The following is a 16,818-nucleotide window of genomic DNA, read 5'->3' on the forward strand; positions in this document are numbered from 1 at the left end:
TCAGGAAATATGGGAACGCCTGCCGCCCGATACGCCCCCACGCACCATCACAAGCCGGTGCGCGGGGGAAACAGCGGATCAGAAATCCGCTTCGAGCGTGAAGTGATAGGCACGCGGCATGCCGGCATAGGCGGCGCTGGTGCCTGCGGTGGTGACCGACGTACCTTCGGCCGTGCCGTTATAGACCGACGACCAGTACCGTTCGTTCGCAACGTTGGTCACGCCGAAACGCGCCATCCACGGATGCTTGCCCGCACGGAACGGATAGCGCACGCCCATGTCCAGCGTCACATACGACCCGGCAAAGGTGGAGTTGTAGACATCCGCCGCGCGACGGCCCGTGTAATGGACGTTGGCATTGACCGCGAGGCCGTTCAGCGCAAAGCCCTGCGCGAAGGGAACGCGGTAATCCAGCAGCACGTTGGCCTGCAGCGGGGCGACGCCCACCGCCTGCTTGTTGGAGGTCGCGGCGGTCCCGGTATTGAGCACCTGCGCATCGATCCATGTCATGCCGCCGATGACCGACAGGCGCGGCGTGATATGGCCCATCGCCTGGAATTCGACGCCATAGTTACGCTGCGTGCCGTAATTGCCATAGATGTCGGTCTTGGGATCGATGAAGGAATAGCTGCGCGTCGCGCGGAAGCCCGCGATGTTGAACTGCATGTTGCGGTACATATACTTGTACCCGACCTCGAATTCCTCGCTTCGGACGGGCGCGGTGTATTCATTGTCATTCAGCGCACCAGCCGAGACCGAAGACCCGGCCTGCAGCGAACGGCCATAGGTGAAATAGGCCGTCTGGTTGTCGGTGGGCTTGTACACCAGGCTTGCCATCGGGCTGAACGCCGCATCGACATCGGGTGCATGCTTGGTCGCGCCCTTTGACAGGTGCGTGGTCGTGACGGTGTAGCCGTCGATGATCGAGGTGGTCGGCTTGCCCGCGATCGTGCCGGTCGAATCCTGGTCCAGCCAGCTCCACGCCAGCGTGCCGCTTGCCGACCAGTGGCGGTTGAAATGCACCGTGTCGCCCAGGATCATCGACTGGTAACGCACATACTGCGATTCATACTTGCCGTGATAATAGGGCTGCGGCACGTTGCGGCCCACCGGGTTATAGAGCGAGGCGGACTTGATGTCCGTATAGCTCTGCCCGCTCAGCGGGTTATAGCCACCTTCCATGTAGCCATTGGTGCCGACCACGAGGTCATGCGTGATGAAGCCGGTATGCACGCGCCCGTTGACATAGGCCATGTTGCTGCCGACCTTGAAGTCATTGACCGTGGTGGCCGCCGACATCGCCTGCTTGTAATCGCCCTTGTTGTCGATCAGGGTATCGGCCGCCTCGAACACCTGACGGCCGGAATCCTGGTACAGCCCGCCGATGACGAAGCTCCAGTTATCGTTGATCCGGTGCTTCAGCTTGGCGAGGAACACGTTGTTTTCGGAATTGAAGCCCGCATTGTCCTGCCCCATGTGCGGCTTGCCCAGGTCGGGGGCGGTGGGCAGGTGGTACCCGGCAAGGTTGATGCCCGCGGGCATGCCGCGTTCATCGAACGTGTAATGGCTGGCGTCGAGTTCCAGCACCGTGTTGTGGTCGATATGGATGTCGAAATCCGCACTGACGAGGTTACGGCGCACCCAACTGTCCTGCACATAGGACGTGCCATCTCCATGCAGCAGGTTGATGCGGTAGCCCAGCCAGCCATGTTTGCCGACCCGGCCGGAGGAATCGACATTTTCCATCAGCGTGCCGATGGAATCCACGCCCACCGCAAGGCGGTTGATCCGTTCATCCGTCGGGCGTTTCAGGCCATATTCGAACGTGCCCGCCGGGTTCTGCGGCCCATACAGCGCACCGGCCAGCCCGTTGAGGACCTGCACGTTGTCGAACTGCTCCGCGGCATAGGGGGTGACGGTAAAGGCGTTCAGCCCGTCGATGCGGCTGTTGGAGATGACATCGGCCTCGAACCCGCGCGACTGCGGACGGCTGGTGCCCGGGTCGGCACGGGTTTCAAGCTGGACCGAGGGCATGTACTGCATCAGGTCGTTGACGTTGCGCGCCTGCTGGTTGACGATCACGTCATGCGGGACGGTCATGATCGACATCGGCGTGTCAAGCGTGCGCCGCGTGCCCAGCGGGCCGAGGTTCGCCGTCTTCTTGTTGTAATCGGCGGCAGCGCCAGACGCCATGCGCCGGTGGCCGATCACGGTCATGTCCTCCGCATTGGCGGAACCAACGGCGGTGGAGGCGACGGCTTCCTGCCCCGGCGCGACCTGCGTGGGGGCGGCCTGCGCAGCGGTGCCCTGTGCGGTGGTGCCCTGCGTGGTGGTGGCATGGCCGGTGGACGGCCCCTTGGACGCAGGCTGCGCAACGGTGGCGGCAACGGCCGACAGGCCCATGGGGGTCAGGCCCAGTCCTGCCGAAACAACATAAATCGCCGTCCTCTTGACCGTGCGCATGCGGCTACCTTCTGAAAGAATTGTGATAAAAGATATCCCGGCGTATATAATCGTGATTACGGCATGTCTATATTCGTTCGTATATGTACCGCATTTTTTTACGAACCGTCCCGGTGGCCGTCCTCTGCCATGAAAATAAATTTCATAGCTGCACCAAACGTTTCTTTCTTTTGTTCGGGATTACATAGGCGCGGCGGCACCGGCACCAACTGTTGCAGTAAAGACACATAATTTTCTGGAATGTATATCGGCCAGAACTTTCGAAATAACTATATTCTTCCGTATATAGACAATACAGGACGATTCCTGCACAAAATATCATGCATGGTGACATGGGCAGGACATCATCCCGCACGATGCCGTCATGACGACATACATGGGGCCGGCCCCATTACTTTGCGAATGAAAATTATTTACATCGTTACCCGGCCATCCTGATGGCCAGCCGCCACGACACGCGACGCAACCCCGCCAAGGGGCGGGCGTTCAGCAACGTGCATCCCATGCCGTGTGGATGAAAGAAGACACAAGATCATCGGCGCTGAACTTCCTGCCCCCGGCGTTTCGCGCATCGGGGCGGGATTATCCGGGGAACCGTCATGTCCGTGCCGCGCCTCCTCCTCTGCCTGTCCTGTATCATCGCGATGGCCGGGTGCATGTGGCCTGACCCACGCATCACACCGCGCCATGGCGACCCGTCCGCATCGCCCCTGACCGCATCGGGCGCGCAGTCCACGCAACGGGGCGGCACCGCAGGCGGCGGATACGATCAGGGACTGCCGCAATAGGCGCATGGGCGGAAGTGGACGCGCATCATGGGCCTTGGCCATGCCCCCGTGATGGTCCCGTCCAGGCGCAAGGGGGGCAGACCTGCATTCACATGGAGGCTCCCATTCTGAAAAATGTCACGGAACCTTGAGGGAATACAGTAGTGTTACAACATCGCATCCACTGGATGCCCTGTATGCTGGCTCCCCAAGCCCAAGCTGACTGAGGAAACATTAATGTCCGACCTGATTGTCATCGGTTTCGACGCGATCGACGAAGCCACCGCCGCCCTGACGGAATGCAAGGCGCTGGAAAAGGAATACCTGCTGGACCTGGAAGACGCGGTCGTCGTCGTGCGTGACGCGTCGGGCAAGATCCACCTGCAGCAGACCGTGAACCTGGAGAAGGTGGGCGCATCCTATGGCCTGTTCTCCGGCGGGTTCTGGGGCGCGCTGGTGGGGCTTCTGTTCCTCAACCCGCTGGCCGGGTTCGTCGCGGGCAGCGTCGTGGGCGCGGGCGCGGGCGCGCTGGCTGGCTCCATGAGCGATTACGGCATTGATGACAAGTTCATCAAGTCGCTGGGGGCGACGATCCCGGTCAACACCTCCGCCCTGTTCATCCTGGTGCGCAAGTCGCAGCCTGAGAAGGTTCTGGCGGACCTGAAGCAGTTCAAGGGCCATGCCCGCATTCTGCAGACCTCCCTGTCCCCAGCCGACGAGGAAAAGCTGCGCGCGGCACTGGGCGAAGTCGCGGCGAAGACCACGCCGACCGCCTGAACGCGGCCACGGCCGTGTTTCTGAAAACATGGAATGAGCGTTTTCGGATGCCGCCTTTTTTAAAAGGCGGCATTCTTTTTGCGGTTTTTCCAGCAAAATGCCCCTGAATGCGTGTGGGCCGGGCCTGAAATGTCGTGGGGCGCGCGCGGGATGCTGCCCTGAAACCCGCCAAAGGGCATTGCCCCTTGGAAACCATGGCCTTCCCATGACGTGATGGCCATGGGCCGTGCCCCCGCGCCCACATATCGTTGATGAGCAGGCGTGGGAGCGGGATGATAGGATGATTTCCCACCACCGCCCGAGGAAACCGCATGCGCCTGTTCCGCCCCACCGGCCACCTCCGTCCCCGCCTGCCCGCACTGCTGGGCCTTGCGCTGTGTCTGGGCGGTGGCCTGCCGCAGGCTGGCGCCGCCACCCCGACACGCACCGAATCCCCCGCGCTGAAGGTCGCCTATACCTCCCGACGGGTGATGAACGCGGTGACCGTATCGGATGACGGGCGGGTATTCGTTTCCTTCCCTTACTGGGGCGGGGGTGACACGCCGGGGCCGACGGTGGCCGAACTGGCCCCCGATGGCACGGCCCGCCCCTATCCCGATACGAAATGGAACGACTGGGCCACGTCGCATGACAACGACCATGCGTTCGTGCGCGTCAACGCGATCCGCATCGGCCCCGACGGGAAGCTGTGGGTCGTGGATTCAGGGGAGGCCAATGTCGGCGGCGCGCCCAATCCCCCCACCGGGGCCAAGGCCAAGCTGGTGGTCATCGACATCGCGACCGGGCAGGTCACCCGCACCATCAGCCTTGCCGACGCCAGCACGCCACATACCTATATCGACGACCTGCGTTTCCATGGTTCCACCCTGTTCCTGACGGATGCGGGTGATCCGGGACTGGTGGTGGTGGACATGAACACCGGGCGGCAGCGGCGGGTGCTGGAACATGCGCGCTCCACCACCGATGAACGCCCGATGTATGCCGAAGGACAACTGCTGATCAGCAACGGCAGGCCCGCGCGCGTCCATGCGGACCAGCTTGAGGTCTCCCCCGACGGGACGAAGCTGTATTTCCAGCCAAGTTCCGGCCCCATGTGGGTCGTCCCCACCGCAGCGCTGGAGGATGCGGGCCTGTCGCCCGCCGCGCTGGAGAAACAGGTGCGCCTGTTCCACGACACGCCCACCACCGGCGGCACGGCCATTGACGGGGACGGCAACCTGTATGTGTCCGACACGAACCTTTTGCGGATCCTGCGCATTACGCCGGGGGGACAGGTCTCGACACTGGTGGCGGACAGGCGACTGGTCTGGGCCGACGCCATGTGGATCGCCCATGATGGCGCGCTATGGATCCCCGCCGTGCAGTTGAACCGCACGGCCACGTTCGAACGCGATGGCAGGTCGCACCTGAACCTGCCGGTTGCGATCTACCGCATGGACCTGCATCTCAGGCCCGTGCGGTAGAGGGACGCCGCAGGGAAACGGATCAACATCCCGGGCTCTGCCTTCATGATCGGGAAAGGCGGTGCCTTTCGACGCTTTTTCGGCCCAGATCTGCCGTTATCCGCCAGATGGAGGCGCGCCTATCTATCCCGGCACCATGACGGAGACGCCAAACGCACCCGTGGGAAAGCCGGTACGTGCGACCTCCCCGCCAGACAGGTGGGCGATATCCGACAGGGAATAATCGTTCAGCGCCTCCATGAAGGCCGCATGTGCCATGTCGAACATCTGTGCAAAGGCGCCGGGCTGCCGGGTGGCGGGACGTGCGGCCTCGATACAGCGGATGACATCGCCGACACGCACCCGCGCCGGGTCCTTGTTGCGCAGGCGCAGCAGCCCATCCCCGGCGGTGGACCGTTCGATCAGGCCGCAGCGGTCCAGGTCGTGCAGGACCCCGGCGACTTCCTGGGCCGACAGGCCGCACCTGCCCGATATGTCCTGAACACTGGCCGACCTGCTGGAATATCGCGTCATGCAGATAAGGAATTTCACTGCATGGTCTGTGTGTAGGGAAAGCTGCATCTAATTTTGCATCTCGCACGCAATGACTGATCCTGCGACGTCGGGTCGCCAGTTTCACTTTTATATAAAATCTGCAAACAGACAACACATTAGACCAGTCTCTTATAACCCTGACGGCCTGTATGCGCATCTGCCCGCGGACCCATGAAGCCTGACTTTACGGCCATAACGGGGCAGGATTGGGGCAGATGCATGCGCCTGAGGGCAATCGTGCATTTTGCTTCGATAAATTTGTAATATTCGCGTGACGAACGCCACGGGGCGCGCCATATCGGTGAAAATGCGGCCCTTCCTTTCGCGCGCCCCGTGGCGCTTCCTTGCACGCCCCTTCACCACCGCGCTGCCGGGGGCGTGGCTGTATGCGCCACGCCTGACGGCGGCGGGGTTTTCGCTGCGCACCACCATCGCCGCCCTGCTGGCGCTGGCCATCGCGTTCGGCATGGAACTGGGCGAACCGCAATGGGCGCCCATGACGGTGTGGATCGTGGCGCAGGGCACGCGCGGCGAAAGCATTTCCAAGGCGCACTGGCGCATTGTCGGCACGCTGGCGGGCATTGCTTCGGCCATCGTGCTGATCGCGGCATTCCCGCAATCGCCATGGCTGTTCTTCCCCGCGCTGTCGCTGTGGGTGGGGCTGTGCACGGCGCTGGGCACGCTGGTGCATAATTTCCGCAGCTACGCCTTCGTACTGACGGCCTATACCTGCGCCATCGTGGCACTGAGTGCGACGGCCATCGCGGACCAGGTCTTCACCCTCGCCATGGCGCGCGGCAGCTATATCCTGCTGGGCGTGATCTGCGAGATGGTGGTGGGCATGGTCTGCCTGCCCAACGTCGCGGCCCAGGCGCGCGAGGCCGTGACGACGCAGTTGCGCCAGATCATCACGCAGGCGGCGATGGCGGTACGCGACATCCTTGCCGGCCGTCCCCCGCCGGAAGGCGACCTGCATGGCATCTTCTCACGCGCGCTGCTGCTCAATGACCGGATCGAATTCAGCGCGATCGAGGTCGGGCGGGAAAAGCACGTCGTCGCCTTCGCCCGCGCGACGCTGGGACTGGTCACGCGCATGACGTCGCGGGGCCTGGGCATGCGCAGCCGCCTGCTGGCGATTCCCGATCACTCCGCGCTTGCGGGTGCGGTCATCGACGATACGATCGCGCTGCTGGGGCTTCTGCCCGATGCGCTGGGCGATGCGCGTGCGCTGGCGCGGATACGGACCGACATGGCGCACCTGACCCGACGGTGCGCGGATGGCATCGCATGGACCACGCGCCCCCTGACCGATAATGCTGCGATCGAGGCCGCAACGGGCGACCGGATCGTGCTGCAGGGAATGGAACTGCTGTTGCACGAGATTTCCCACCTCCTCGCCTGTTTTGCCGATGACCCGCGCGAGGCGCTGACGCCGGGGCGTTTCAGCCTGCCGCGTCCCGACAACTGGCATGCCGCATGGCATAACGGCCTGCGTTCGGGCGTCGCGGTCCTGACGGCGGCATTGATATGGGAGACGACGGCATGGGCGCAGGGTGCGCTGTTCGTCACCTTTGTCTGTGTCGTGTGCGCGCGCTTCGCCTCCTTCAGCAACACGGTGCTGGCCAGTGCGGCGTTCTTTTATGGCGCGGTGTGGGCGGCGATGGCCGCCGTGGTCCCGGTCTTCGTGGTGATGCCGCTGACCTCGGCCTATCCCGTGCTGTGCTTCAGCATCGCGATCCCGATGTTCATCGGCGGCCTGGCGACACGCAACCCCTCCACGGCGGCGATGGCCGCGTCGTTCAGCAATTTCTTCCCCTACCTGCTCGGCCTCGACAACCACAGCCGCATCGACGAACTGCAATGGTTCAACACCACCTTCGCGCTGCTCAGCGGCCTTGGCTTCGGGGTGCTGGTCTTCCGCTACGTGCTGCCGTTCAACCTGCGGCGGTTCTGCGCGCTGTTCCGCGCCCGCACGCTGGGCAACCTGCATCGCATCGGGCGCACGCCCGCACGGATGGAGGAAGACGTCTGGATCGGCGGCATCATACAGGGCATGGAAAACCTGATCGCGCATATGGGCCACAGGGGGGACCGCCTGACGGATGCGTGGCTGCATGGGGCGTTTTCGGTCATGACCATTGGCCGCAACCTGCTGTACCTGCGTGATTTCCGTGGCGACCCGCGTATTCCGGACAATGCGCGCGACGACCTGTCGGCCCTGTTCGATGCCCTGTCGCATGCCGCCACCGGCCCGGCCGCGCTGGCGCGCCAGGTCCGCGCCACGTTCGAGCGCCTGCATGGCATGGAGCGGACCTCCGGCGATACGGGCACGCGCATCGCGCTAAGTGCCGCGCTGGGCGGCCTGATCATCGTCGCGACCGAACTGGGCCGGGGGAATGTCTTTTTCAGCCCCGGCGCCGCCTGTCCCGACCCGCGCGCCCGCGCCTGAGCACGGCGACAGCCCGTGGTAAAACCTCCGGCGCGGTGATATGACCGCAGCACGGATATCGCCAGATCCGGACGAAAACGGGCCATTCCCTTCCCGCCCTTTCCCGCCGCGACGGCAGGGCGGGGGCTGGCATGGCCCACCCCATGATGACGGAAGACGGACTTTTCATGAACGCGCCCCTCCCCTGCCTGAGCATAGAGCCCGTGACCGCCCCGCTGCAGGGGCGCGTGGTCCTGCCGGGGTCGAAATCCGTGACCAACCGCGTCCTGCTGCTGGCGGGACTGGCGCGCGGCACGTCGCACCTGACGGGCGCACTGAAAAGCGACGACACCCTGTACATGGCGCAGGCCCTGCGGCAGATGGGCGTGGAGGTGGAACAGCCCGATGCGACCAGCTTTGTCGTGCGCTCCACCGGCATGCTGCGCGCGCCGGACGCCCAGCTGTTCCTGGGCAATGCGGGCACGGCGGTGCGGTTCCTGACGGCGGCAAGCGCACTGGTGCGCGGCACGGTGGTCGTGGGGGGTGACGCCAACATGGCGCGCCGCCCCATCGCCCCGCTGGTCACCGCGCTGCGCCAGCTTGGCATCGACGCCAGCGCGCCAAGCGGGTGCCCGCCCGTCACCATCCATGGCACCGGCGGGCTGTCGGGCGGGGCGGTGGAAATCGACGCCAGCCTGTCGAGCCAGTACGTCTCCGCCCTGCTGATGATGGCGGCATGCAGCAGCAAACCCGTGCGCATCAGCCTGTCCGGGCCGCATATCGGGGCGCAGGGCTATATCGGGCTGACCATCGCGGCGATGCGCGCCTTTGGCGCCAGCGTCACGGCCGGGGATGACGCATCGTGGACCGTCGCACCGGGCGGCTATACCGCGACCGACTTCCGCATCGAACCCGATGCCTCCGCCGCGACGTACTTGTGGGCGGCCGAGGCGCTGTCGGGCGGCGCGATCGACATCGGCTTTCCCATCGACGATTTCACGCAGCCCGATGCCGCCGCGTGGCGCGTGATCCAGTCCTTCCCCCATATGCCCGCCGTGATCGACGGGTCGCAGATGCAGGACGCGATCCCGACGCTGGCGGTCATGGCGATGTTCAACGCAACGCCGGTGCGCTTTGTCGGGATCGAGAACCTGCGCGTCAAGGAATGTGACCGCACGCATGCGCTCGCAACACAGATGCAGCGCATCAATCCCGCCTACGCACGCGAAGAGGGCGACGACCTGCTGGTCTTCCCCAGCCCCGACCCCGCGCAGACCGCCAAAGAGGTGCGGATCGAGACCTATGACGACCACCGCATCGCCATGTCCTTTGCCCTTGCGGCGCTGAAGATCCCGGGGATTTCGATCCTCAATCCCGGCTGCGTGGGCAAGACGTTCCCGGCCTACTGGGACACGCTGCGGGCGCTGGGCGTGAAGATCGCGCCCTGCGGGTCAAATTAAGGCTCAGGGCGCTGCCCTGAAACCCGGCAAAGGGCATTGCCCTTTGCAAACCATGACTTTTAACGAATCAGGGTGCAGGGATCGCGATCCCTGCCGGGTCCGGGCAGAGCCCGGGTGGGGCAAACGCCGACTTCCTCAGGGGCGTTGCCCCCGAACCCCCACCAAAGATCGCAGACCTTTGGAAACCGTTACTTTTCCTGTCCGATGATTGCCTCTGCCGCCGCCACGGCGGTATGGAGCTGCGCGTGGATGTTGGCGGGTTCCACCACGGGGGTGATTCGGTGGCGGTCCATGTCGGCACGCAGGTAGGGGCTGACCCGGCCAAAGATCACGGTAACGCCCCGCGCGCGCAGGGCGGTGAACAGGTCGCGCAGGTCGCTGGCGGCGGAAAAGTCGATATCCGTAATGGCGCTGGCATCCACCACAAGGCAGGACAGGGGCCTTGACGCCCCCTCCACCATCACGCGCACATCAGCAACGAACCGGGCGGAGTTGGCATAGAACAGGTCCGCGCAGAACCGGTAGACCACCAGTCCCGGCGACGTCCACACCCCGGCGGCGACACCGCGCGGTTCCAGCAGGCCGGAATGCGGGTCATGGCACAGGATCATGGTGTGGGGTTCGTAACTGTGGCGCACATGGCGAAACAGCGACAGTGCGATGGCAAGGAAGATCCCCTGTTCCACCCCGATGCCGACCACCGCCGCCGCCGTCACCAGCGCCAGCCCGCATTCGCCGGGGCTTTCACGCTGGATGGCACGGATCGCGCGCAGGTCAACCATCCCCACCGCCACCGTAAAGACGATGGAGGCCAGGACACAGCGCGGCAGGTACCGCAATGGCCCCGTCAGGAACACCAGCACCACCGCCGTCACGGCGGCGAAGGTCAGTTGCGCAAGCTGCGTGCGCGCACCGGCCCGCGCGGCCATCGCGGTCTGGGTCGGGCTGCCATTGACGGTGAATGTCCCGCTCAGCCCCGCCACGGCATTGGCCGCGCACAGGCCAAGGATGTCCGCATTGTCATCCACCGGGTCATGAAACCGCAGGGCGAACGCACGCGATGTCGCCGCACTCTGCGCAATGATGACGAACACGCAGGATGTGGCGACCGGCAGCAGCGCGAGCATGTCGTTCCATGACACATCGGGGACATGCAGGCGGGGCAGGCCGCTTTCGATCGGGCCGAGCGTCTCTATCCCATGGCCCGACAGGCCGAACACCATGCTGGCGATGATCGACCCCACCACCGTCACCAGCGCCAGCGGCGCGCGCGGCGCCAGCCTGTCGCCCACCATGATCAGCCCCACGACAAAGGCCGACAGCACCATGGTCGGCCCGCTGGCCCGTGGCAGGTGCGCCACCGTCTGGAACAGTTGCAGAAGCGGATTGTGCGCGGTGGTCACGATGCCCAGCATGTCGCGCATCATCGCCAGCGCGACCTGGATCCCCACCCCCGCCATGAACCCCACCAGCACGGTACGCGACAGGAAATCGGCCAGGAACCCAAGGCGGAACAGGCGCGCAACCAGCAGGAATCCCGCGCTGAGCAGGGCAACCATGCTGACCAGCGCCATGTAATGCGGACTGCCCGGCGGGGCCATGCGGCCCAGCGCGCTGGAAAAGATGGCGGCGGTGGCGGAATCGGCCGCCACCACCAGATGACGCGACGCGCCGAAACACGCAAACGCCACCAGCGGCAGCAGCACCGTATACAGCCCCGTCACCGCAGGCATGGCGGCAATGCGGGTGTAGCCCAGAACCTGCGGGATGTTCATCGACGCCAGCGATATCCCCGCGATAACGTCACGCAGGCGCGCACGCCATCCCCCCGGCGCGCGCGGGCCCTGTGCGGCACCTGTTTTCATGACCATGATACCAAAATCGCCCGTAATCCTGCCACCCGGACCACAAAGCCGGGCCGCGCCACGTCACCGTGGCAAAGACCGTCGATCATATCGTAAAATGCACGCAGCACGCCACAGCACGCACGGATCGCGCGCGCACGGGCACGTGACAGGCGGTAATGCATCGCGCATGCCCGCCATGACGGGCAAACATACATATTCGCCACAAAAATATCAGGTATTCACTTTTGAAGTATCCAGTATCCGACGGACAACATGAAAGTTTTGCGCGGTTTCCGAAATAATACTTCATGTTATTTCGTTTACTTAAAAATCATCAATCATAATGGATTATTATTCATGATTTTTTCAAATACTGTTTTGTATTTTATATTTGTCATGTGATCGTGAACCGCCGTCCAAGGCTATATCTTTTTACAAACCCGGTATGCGCTGCACGTATATTGCGTCGATTAAGCCATGGCGTTGATATATAACATATAGATATATTCAATCTGGACCGCATCGGTCCGCTGTCTATCCTGCCCGACAACAGGATTATCACAAAAAACGTTCCCCCATCATTGCCATAGATTTTGTTATGTCCCTCAGCCATCCGAAACTGCTCATCATCCAGCCCTCGCATTACCGATCCAAAACGGACCGGACGATTTTCAAGACCCGACGACGCCAGATGGTTCCCCTCGCCCTGCCTTACCTTGCGGCGCTGACGCCACGGGAATGGTCGGTCACGCTGCTTGATGAACAACTCGAAGACATCAATTTCGACGCGCCCGTCGATGTGGTGGCGCTGACGGCGTGGACGCTGCATTCGCCGCGCGCCTATGACATCGCCACCGAATTCCGCCGCCGTGGCGTGACCGTCATCATGGGCGGGCCGCATGTCTTCTTCTATGCCGACGAAGCCGCGGAATATTGCGATGCCGTCGGCGTGGGCGAGGCGGAGCCGATCTGGACCACGATGCTGGAGGATGCGGCGGCGGGACGGCTGAAGAAGATCTACCGTGCGACGCCGCTCAAGGAACTCGATAACCTGCCGCCGCCACGCTATGACCTGCTGGACCTGAAGAAATTCGGCCCGTTCCGTACCTTTGCGGTACAGTCGTCACGCGGGTGCCCGTTCGTGTGCGATTTCTGTTCCGAACGGTTCTACCTTGGCGGGCGCTACCGCTGGCGTCCGGTCAACCAGATGGTCGATGAAATCCGGCGCATCAAGAACAAGGGATCGCATTTCTTCTTTGGCGAAAGCAATTTCGGCGGCAAGAAAAGCCGGGCCATGGAACTGATGGAAGGGCTGGTCCCGCTGAAGATCCGCTGGTCCACGCTGTGGTCGTCCAACCTGTGCCTTGATACCGATTTCCTCGACCTTGCGCAGAAAAGTGGCGTCATGCACGTCAATATCGGCATCGAAAGCATCGATGCCGAGACGCTGGCCGACATGAAGAAGGGCTGGAACAAGACCACCCGCTATGGCGAGATGTTCGAGAACATGCGCCGCCGTGACATCAGCTACTCCCTCAACTTCATCTTCGGTTATGATGACGAGGACCCCGATGTCTATGACAATACCCTGCGTTTCCTGGAGGAACACAAGGTTCCGGCGGCCTATTTCAACATCCTGACCCCGACCAAGGGCACCGCCCTGTTTGACAAGATGCTCAAGGCCGGGCGCATCATCGACCCCGAGGATATCGACCGCTGGCCGGGGCAGGTCTGCCATATCTGGCCGCGCGACTGCACGCCGGGACAGATGGAGCAGCGCATCCAGCGGATGTACAAATCCTTCTATGGCATGCATTCGATCTTCCACCGGCTGCCGTTCCCCAAGTCGCGGTCCGACATGGCATCGTGGATCCTGAACATGTCCGAACGCCGGATGGCATTTTCGTCCACCGGGAACAACGATTTCGATATCTATTGATGATACGCCGCCCGTATCGGAAATAGTCCTTCCGGACGCCGCCCTTCCTCAAAAGGGCGGCGTTTTTTTTGGGGCTTTCCACAAGACCCCCTGCCCCCGGCCTGCCGCTGCGATAACGGCCCATCCGGGGCAGGACCGTGATGCATGGCGCCCCATGCGCCACCGCGGGAGCGGACAGCCGCCTCTTTCACGCTTTCGTGCAATTACGTTGCAGGGTCGCATGCCCCCCTGTCACGCGATATGGTGTGGCCGATCCTTCATCATCCCATCCTGGCACAAAGGGCATTTCATGTTTTCATGCACCGGATATGCGGCGAGCGCCGCAGATGCACGCCTTGGCCCCATCACGTTCGACCGGCGCGACCCCGGCCCCGATGACGTAAAGATCGACATCCTGTATTGCGGCGTCTGTCATTCCGACCTGCACCAGGCGCGCGACGAATGGCACAACACCATCTTCCCCTGCGTCCCCGGGCACGAAATCGTGGGACGTGTGGCGCAGGTGGGTGCATCGGTCACGCGTTTTCACACCGGCGACCTTGTGGGCGTTGGCTGCATGGTCGATTCCTGCCGTGAATGCAAAAGCTGCCGTGACGGGTTCGAACAGTATTGCGAACAGGGCTTCGTCCCCACCTATAACGGAGAGGACCGGCAGGGCCGCGGCATCACCTTTGGCGGGTATTCGCGCGCCATCGTCGTGGACCAGTCTTTCGTGCTGAAGGTCCCCGAAAAGCTTGACCCCGCCGCCGTTGCCCCGCTGCTGTGCGCAGGGATCACCACCTATTCCCCGCTGCGCCACTGGAAGGTGGGGCCGGGACAGCGGGTTGGCATCGTCGGACTTGGCGGGCTTGGCCATATGGGTGTGAAATTCGCCCGTGCCTTTGGCGCGGAAGTGGTTTTGTTCACCACATCCGCCAGCAAGGTCGCCGATGGCCTGCGCCTTGGCGCGCATGAGGTCGTGCTGTCGAAGGACGCCGACGCCATGGCGCGCGAGCATGGGCGTTTCGACTTCATCCTTGATGCGGTTGCCGCCAACCATGACATCAACGCCTATCTGGAACTGCTCAAGCGTGACGGGACGCTGGTGCAGGTCGGCGCACCGGAAACGCCGCTGCCGGTTTCGGTGTTCAGCCTGCTGATGAAGCGCCGCAGTTTCAGCGGGTCGCTGATTGGTGGCATCCCCGAAACGCAGGAAATGCTGGATTTCTGTGGGGAGCACGACATCACCGCCGATATCGAGATGATCCGCATGGACCAGATCGAGGACGCCTATGCCCGCATGCTGAAATCCGATGTGAAATACCGCTTTGTCATCGATATGGCGACCATGCCGGCCACCGCCTGAGATCATCCGGAAACCACAAAAAGTTTTTGGGTGCCGCCTTTTTTCAAAAAGGCGGCGTTTCTTGAAGCTTTTTGAAAAAAGGCGGCACCCAAAAACTTCTTTTACTTTTTCCTTTTTCATAAGCAATCACCACGCCCCGATAAAAAAACCGCTTCCTGCCGAACCTTTGGTCGCCCCGCATGTTGGATAGGGGCACGCCAATTCCGGAACGAGCGTCGCGCGACCATCCTGGTCGCGTCGATGTCACGTAGATGGACGCTCGCTCCCCTCTGCACGGGAGTCCTCCATGGCTTACAAGACCGTAAACACCTATACCAACGAACTGGTCGCGACCTTTCCCGACCTGCGCGCCGACGAACTGCAACAGGCGGTCGCACAGGCGCAGGCCACCTATACCAGATGGGCGCGCACCGATTTTTCCGAACGACGCGCCATCGTGAAAAAGGCGGCACGGCTGCTGCGTGAAAACAGCGACCATTATGCCAGGCTCCTGACGCTGGAGATGGGCAAGCTTCTGCGCGAAAGCCAGCAGGAGGTCACGCTGTCGGCCGATATCCTCGATTACTACGCCGACAAGGCGGAGGAATTCCTCGCCCCGCAGCCTGTCCCGGATGAAGCGGGACGGGGTGATCGCGCCATGGTCATCAGCCAGCCAATGGGCATCATCCTTGCGATCGAGCCATGGAACTTCCCCTATTACCAGCTTGCGCGCGTGGTCGGGCCACAGTTCATGGCGGGCAACGTGGTGATGGTCAAGCATGCCTCCAACGTGCCGCAGTCGGCCGCCGCCTTCGCACAGCTTTTTGACGATGCGGGCGCGCCACAGGGGCTGTACACCAACCTGTATGCCACCCACGCGCAGCTTGAGACCCTGATTGACGACCCGCGCATCATTGGTGTCGCCCTGACCGGCAGCGAGGGCGCGGGCGCGCGCATCGCCGCGCGGGCGGGGCAGAACCTGAAGAAGACGACGATGGAACTTGGCGGAAGTGACGCCTTCATCGTGCTGTCGGATGCGGACATGGAACAGGCCGTCAAATGGGCCGTATGGGGCCGGATGAACAATGGCGGACAGTGTTGCGTGGCGTCCAAGCGCATCATCGTCATGGATGATATCGCCGATGAATTCCTCCGCCGCTTTACCGAGGCACTGGGGCGGCTGGAACCGGGCGACCCGATGGACGAGGCCACGGGCCTGCCGCCCATGTCGTCACAGGCTGCCGCGGACCAGTTGAACGAACAGGTCCGCATCGCGGTGAAACATGGCGCAAAGGCGATCCGTGTGGGACCGACCCCGCCCCAGCGCGGCGCATTCGTGCAGACCACGATCCTGACGGACATCACACCGGACAACCACGTCTTCCACCAGGAACTGTTCGGTCCCGTCGCCATGTTCTTTCGCGTGCGCGACGAGGATGAGGCGATCCGGATCGCCAATGACAGTTCGTTCGGCCTGGGGGGATCGGTCTTCACCCGCGATACCGACCATGGGACGGAGATCGCGCGGCAGATCGAAACCGGCATGGTGTTCGTCAACCACCCGACCTGGACCCGCGCCGACCTGCCGTTCGGGGGGATCAAGCGGTCGGGATATGGGCGCGAGCTTTCGTCGCTGGGGATCCAGGAATTCGTCAACAAGAAACTGATCGACGTCGTGCCGATCGACGCTGCCGCCTGACCTTCACTGGATGCGGGGACCACGGGCCTGCGGGACAGCATGTTCCGCAGGCCCGGTCGTACCTTCATGTCCCTTTTTGAAAAAAGAACCAGAAAACTTCTTATTATCAAAAGTTTT

12 protein-coding genes are annotated in these 16,818 nt (G+C 62.9%); 8 read left to right on the forward strand and 4 right to left on the reverse strand.

Features of this window, described 5'->3' with window-relative positions; translation table 11 throughout:
* Positions 1-78: 78 nt before the first annotated feature.
* Entirely contained in the window at positions 79-2,403 is a 2,325-nt protein-coding gene (locus CFR72_RS11340) for a TonB-dependent siderophore receptor (protein WP_408869975.1), read from the reverse strand.
* 665 nt (positions 2,404-3,068) lie between these two features.
* Here CFR72_RS11340 and CFR72_RS11345 point away from each other — a divergent pair.
* From CFR72_RS11345 to CFR72_RS11355, 3 genes are all read left to right on the forward strand, one after another.
* A complete protein-coding gene (locus tag CFR72_RS11345) occupies positions 3,069-3,251 on the forward strand; it encodes a hypothetical protein (protein WP_146220716.1) in 183 nt (60 codons plus the stop codon).
* 216 nt (positions 3,252-3,467) lie between these two features.
* Positions 3,468-4,007, forward strand: coding sequence for a DUF1269 domain-containing protein (locus tag CFR72_RS11350; protein ID WP_110914055.1), 540 nt, complete (start codon positions 3,468-3,470; stop codon positions 4,005-4,007).
* Between the two features lie 311 nt (positions 4,008-4,318).
* Positions 4,319-5,470, forward strand: coding sequence for an SMP-30/gluconolactonase/LRE family protein (locus CFR72_RS11355; RefSeq protein WP_110914056.1), 1,152 nt, complete (start codon positions 4,319-4,321; stop codon positions 5,468-5,470).
* 123 nt (positions 5,471-5,593) lie between these two features.
* On the opposite strand, the gene CFR72_RS11360 is transcribed toward CFR72_RS11355, so the two are convergent.
* Entirely contained in the window at positions 5,594-6,031 is a 438-nt protein-coding gene (locus CFR72_RS11360; RefSeq protein WP_110914057.1) for an Rrf2 family transcriptional regulator, read from the reverse strand.
* Positions 6,032-6,311: 280 nt separating this feature from the next.
* On the opposite strand from CFR72_RS11360, the gene CFR72_RS11365 reads away from it, so the two are divergent.
* Both CFR72_RS11365 and aroA read left to right on the forward strand, forming a co-directional pair.
* Positions 6,312-8,453 (forward strand): FUSC family protein, encoded by a 2,142-nt coding sequence (locus CFR72_RS11365; RefSeq protein WP_146220717.1) that lies wholly within the window; start codon positions 6,312-6,314, stop codon positions 8,451-8,453.
* 167 nt (positions 8,454-8,620) lie between these two features.
* A complete protein-coding gene (aroA, locus tag CFR72_RS11370; protein ID WP_167400362.1) occupies positions 8,621-9,892 on the forward strand; it encodes a 3-phosphoshikimate 1-carboxyvinyltransferase in 1,272 nt (423 codons plus the stop codon).
* A 188-nt stretch (positions 9,893-10,080) separates the two neighbouring features.
* On the opposite strand, the gene CFR72_RS11375 is transcribed toward aroA, so the two are convergent.
* Positions 10,081-11,757, reverse strand: coding sequence for a SulP family inorganic anion transporter (locus CFR72_RS11375; protein WP_110914076.1), 1,677 nt, complete (start codon positions 11,755-11,757; stop codon positions 10,081-10,083).
* 580 nt (positions 11,758-12,337) lie between these two features.
* Here CFR72_RS11375 and CFR72_RS11380 point away from each other — a divergent pair.
* Together CFR72_RS11380 and CFR72_RS11385 are read left to right on the forward strand one after the other, a co-directional pair.
* Positions 12,338-13,678: a B12-binding domain-containing radical SAM protein gene (locus tag CFR72_RS11380; RefSeq protein WP_110914059.1), complete on the forward strand. Its 1,341-nt coding sequence runs from the start codon at positions 12,338-12,340 to the stop codon at positions 13,676-13,678.
* 289 nt (positions 13,679-13,967) lie between these two features.
* Positions 13,968-15,023 (forward strand): NAD(P)-dependent alcohol dehydrogenase, encoded by a 1,056-nt coding sequence (locus tag CFR72_RS11385; protein WP_110914060.1) that lies wholly within the window; start codon positions 13,968-13,970, stop codon positions 15,021-15,023.
* 43 nt (positions 15,024-15,066) lie between these two features.
* Here CFR72_RS11385 and CFR72_RS17570 read toward each other — a convergent pair whose 3' ends face one another.
* Complete coding sequence (locus CFR72_RS17570) at positions 15,067-15,219, reverse strand: hypothetical protein (protein ID WP_167400363.1); 153 nt, start codon at positions 15,217-15,219, stop codon at positions 15,067-15,069.
* Between the two features lie 90 nt (positions 15,220-15,309).
* Between CFR72_RS17570 and CFR72_RS11390 the strand changes: the two genes are divergently transcribed.
* Positions 15,310-16,701 (forward strand): NAD-dependent succinate-semialdehyde dehydrogenase, encoded by a 1,392-nt coding sequence (locus CFR72_RS11390; protein ID WP_110914061.1) that lies wholly within the window; start codon positions 15,310-15,312, stop codon positions 16,699-16,701.
* The last annotated feature ends 117 nt before the right edge of the window (positions 16,702-16,818 follow it).

It is taken from the genome of Gluconacetobacter entanii (assembly GCF_003206495.1).
In the GTDB taxonomy this organism is placed as follows: Bacteria; Pseudomonadota; Alphaproteobacteria; order Acetobacterales; family Acetobacteraceae; genus Novacetimonas; species Novacetimonas entanii.

What these genes read in the sequence shown, in the direction of transcription:
- CFR72_RS11355 (WP_110914056.1), top strand. Translation starts at nt 4,319, where the DNA reads ATGCGCCTGTTCCGCCCCACCGGCCACCTCCGTCCCCGCCTGCCCGCA.
- CFR72_RS11390 (WP_110914061.1), top strand. Translation starts at nt 15,310, where the DNA reads ATGGCTTACAAGACCGTAAACACCTATACCAACGAACTGGTCGCGACC.
- CFR72_RS11380 (WP_110914059.1), top strand. Translation starts at nt 12,338, where the DNA reads ATGTCCCTCAGCCATCCGAAACTGCTCATCATCCAGCCCTCGCATTAC.
- aroA (WP_167400362.1), top strand. Translation starts at nt 8,621, where the DNA reads ATGAACGCGCCCCTCCCCTGCCTGAGCATAGAGCCCGTGACCGCCCCG.
- CFR72_RS11385 (WP_110914060.1), top strand. Translation starts at nt 13,968, where the DNA reads ATGTTTTCATGCACCGGATATGCGGCGAGCGCCGCAGATGCACGCCTT.
- CFR72_RS11375 (WP_110914076.1), bottom strand. Translation starts at nt 11,757, where the DNA reads ATGAAAACAGGTGCCGCACAGGGCCCGCGCGCGCCGGGGGGATGGCGT.
- CFR72_RS11350 (WP_110914055.1), top strand. Translation starts at nt 3,468, where the DNA reads ATGTCCGACCTGATTGTCATCGGTTTCGACGCGATCGACGAAGCCACC.
- CFR72_RS11340 (WP_408869975.1), bottom strand. Translation starts at nt 2,403, where the DNA reads ATGGGCCTGTCGGCCGTTGCCGCCACCGTTGCGCAGCCTGCGTCCAAG.
- CFR72_RS11360 (WP_110914057.1), bottom strand. Translation starts at nt 6,031, where the DNA reads ATGCAGCTTTCCCTACACACAGACCATGCAGTGAAATTCCTTATCTGC.
- CFR72_RS11365 (WP_146220717.1), top strand. Translation starts at nt 6,312, where the DNA reads ATGCGGCCCTTCCTTTCGCGCGCCCCGTGGCGCTTCCTTGCACGCCCC.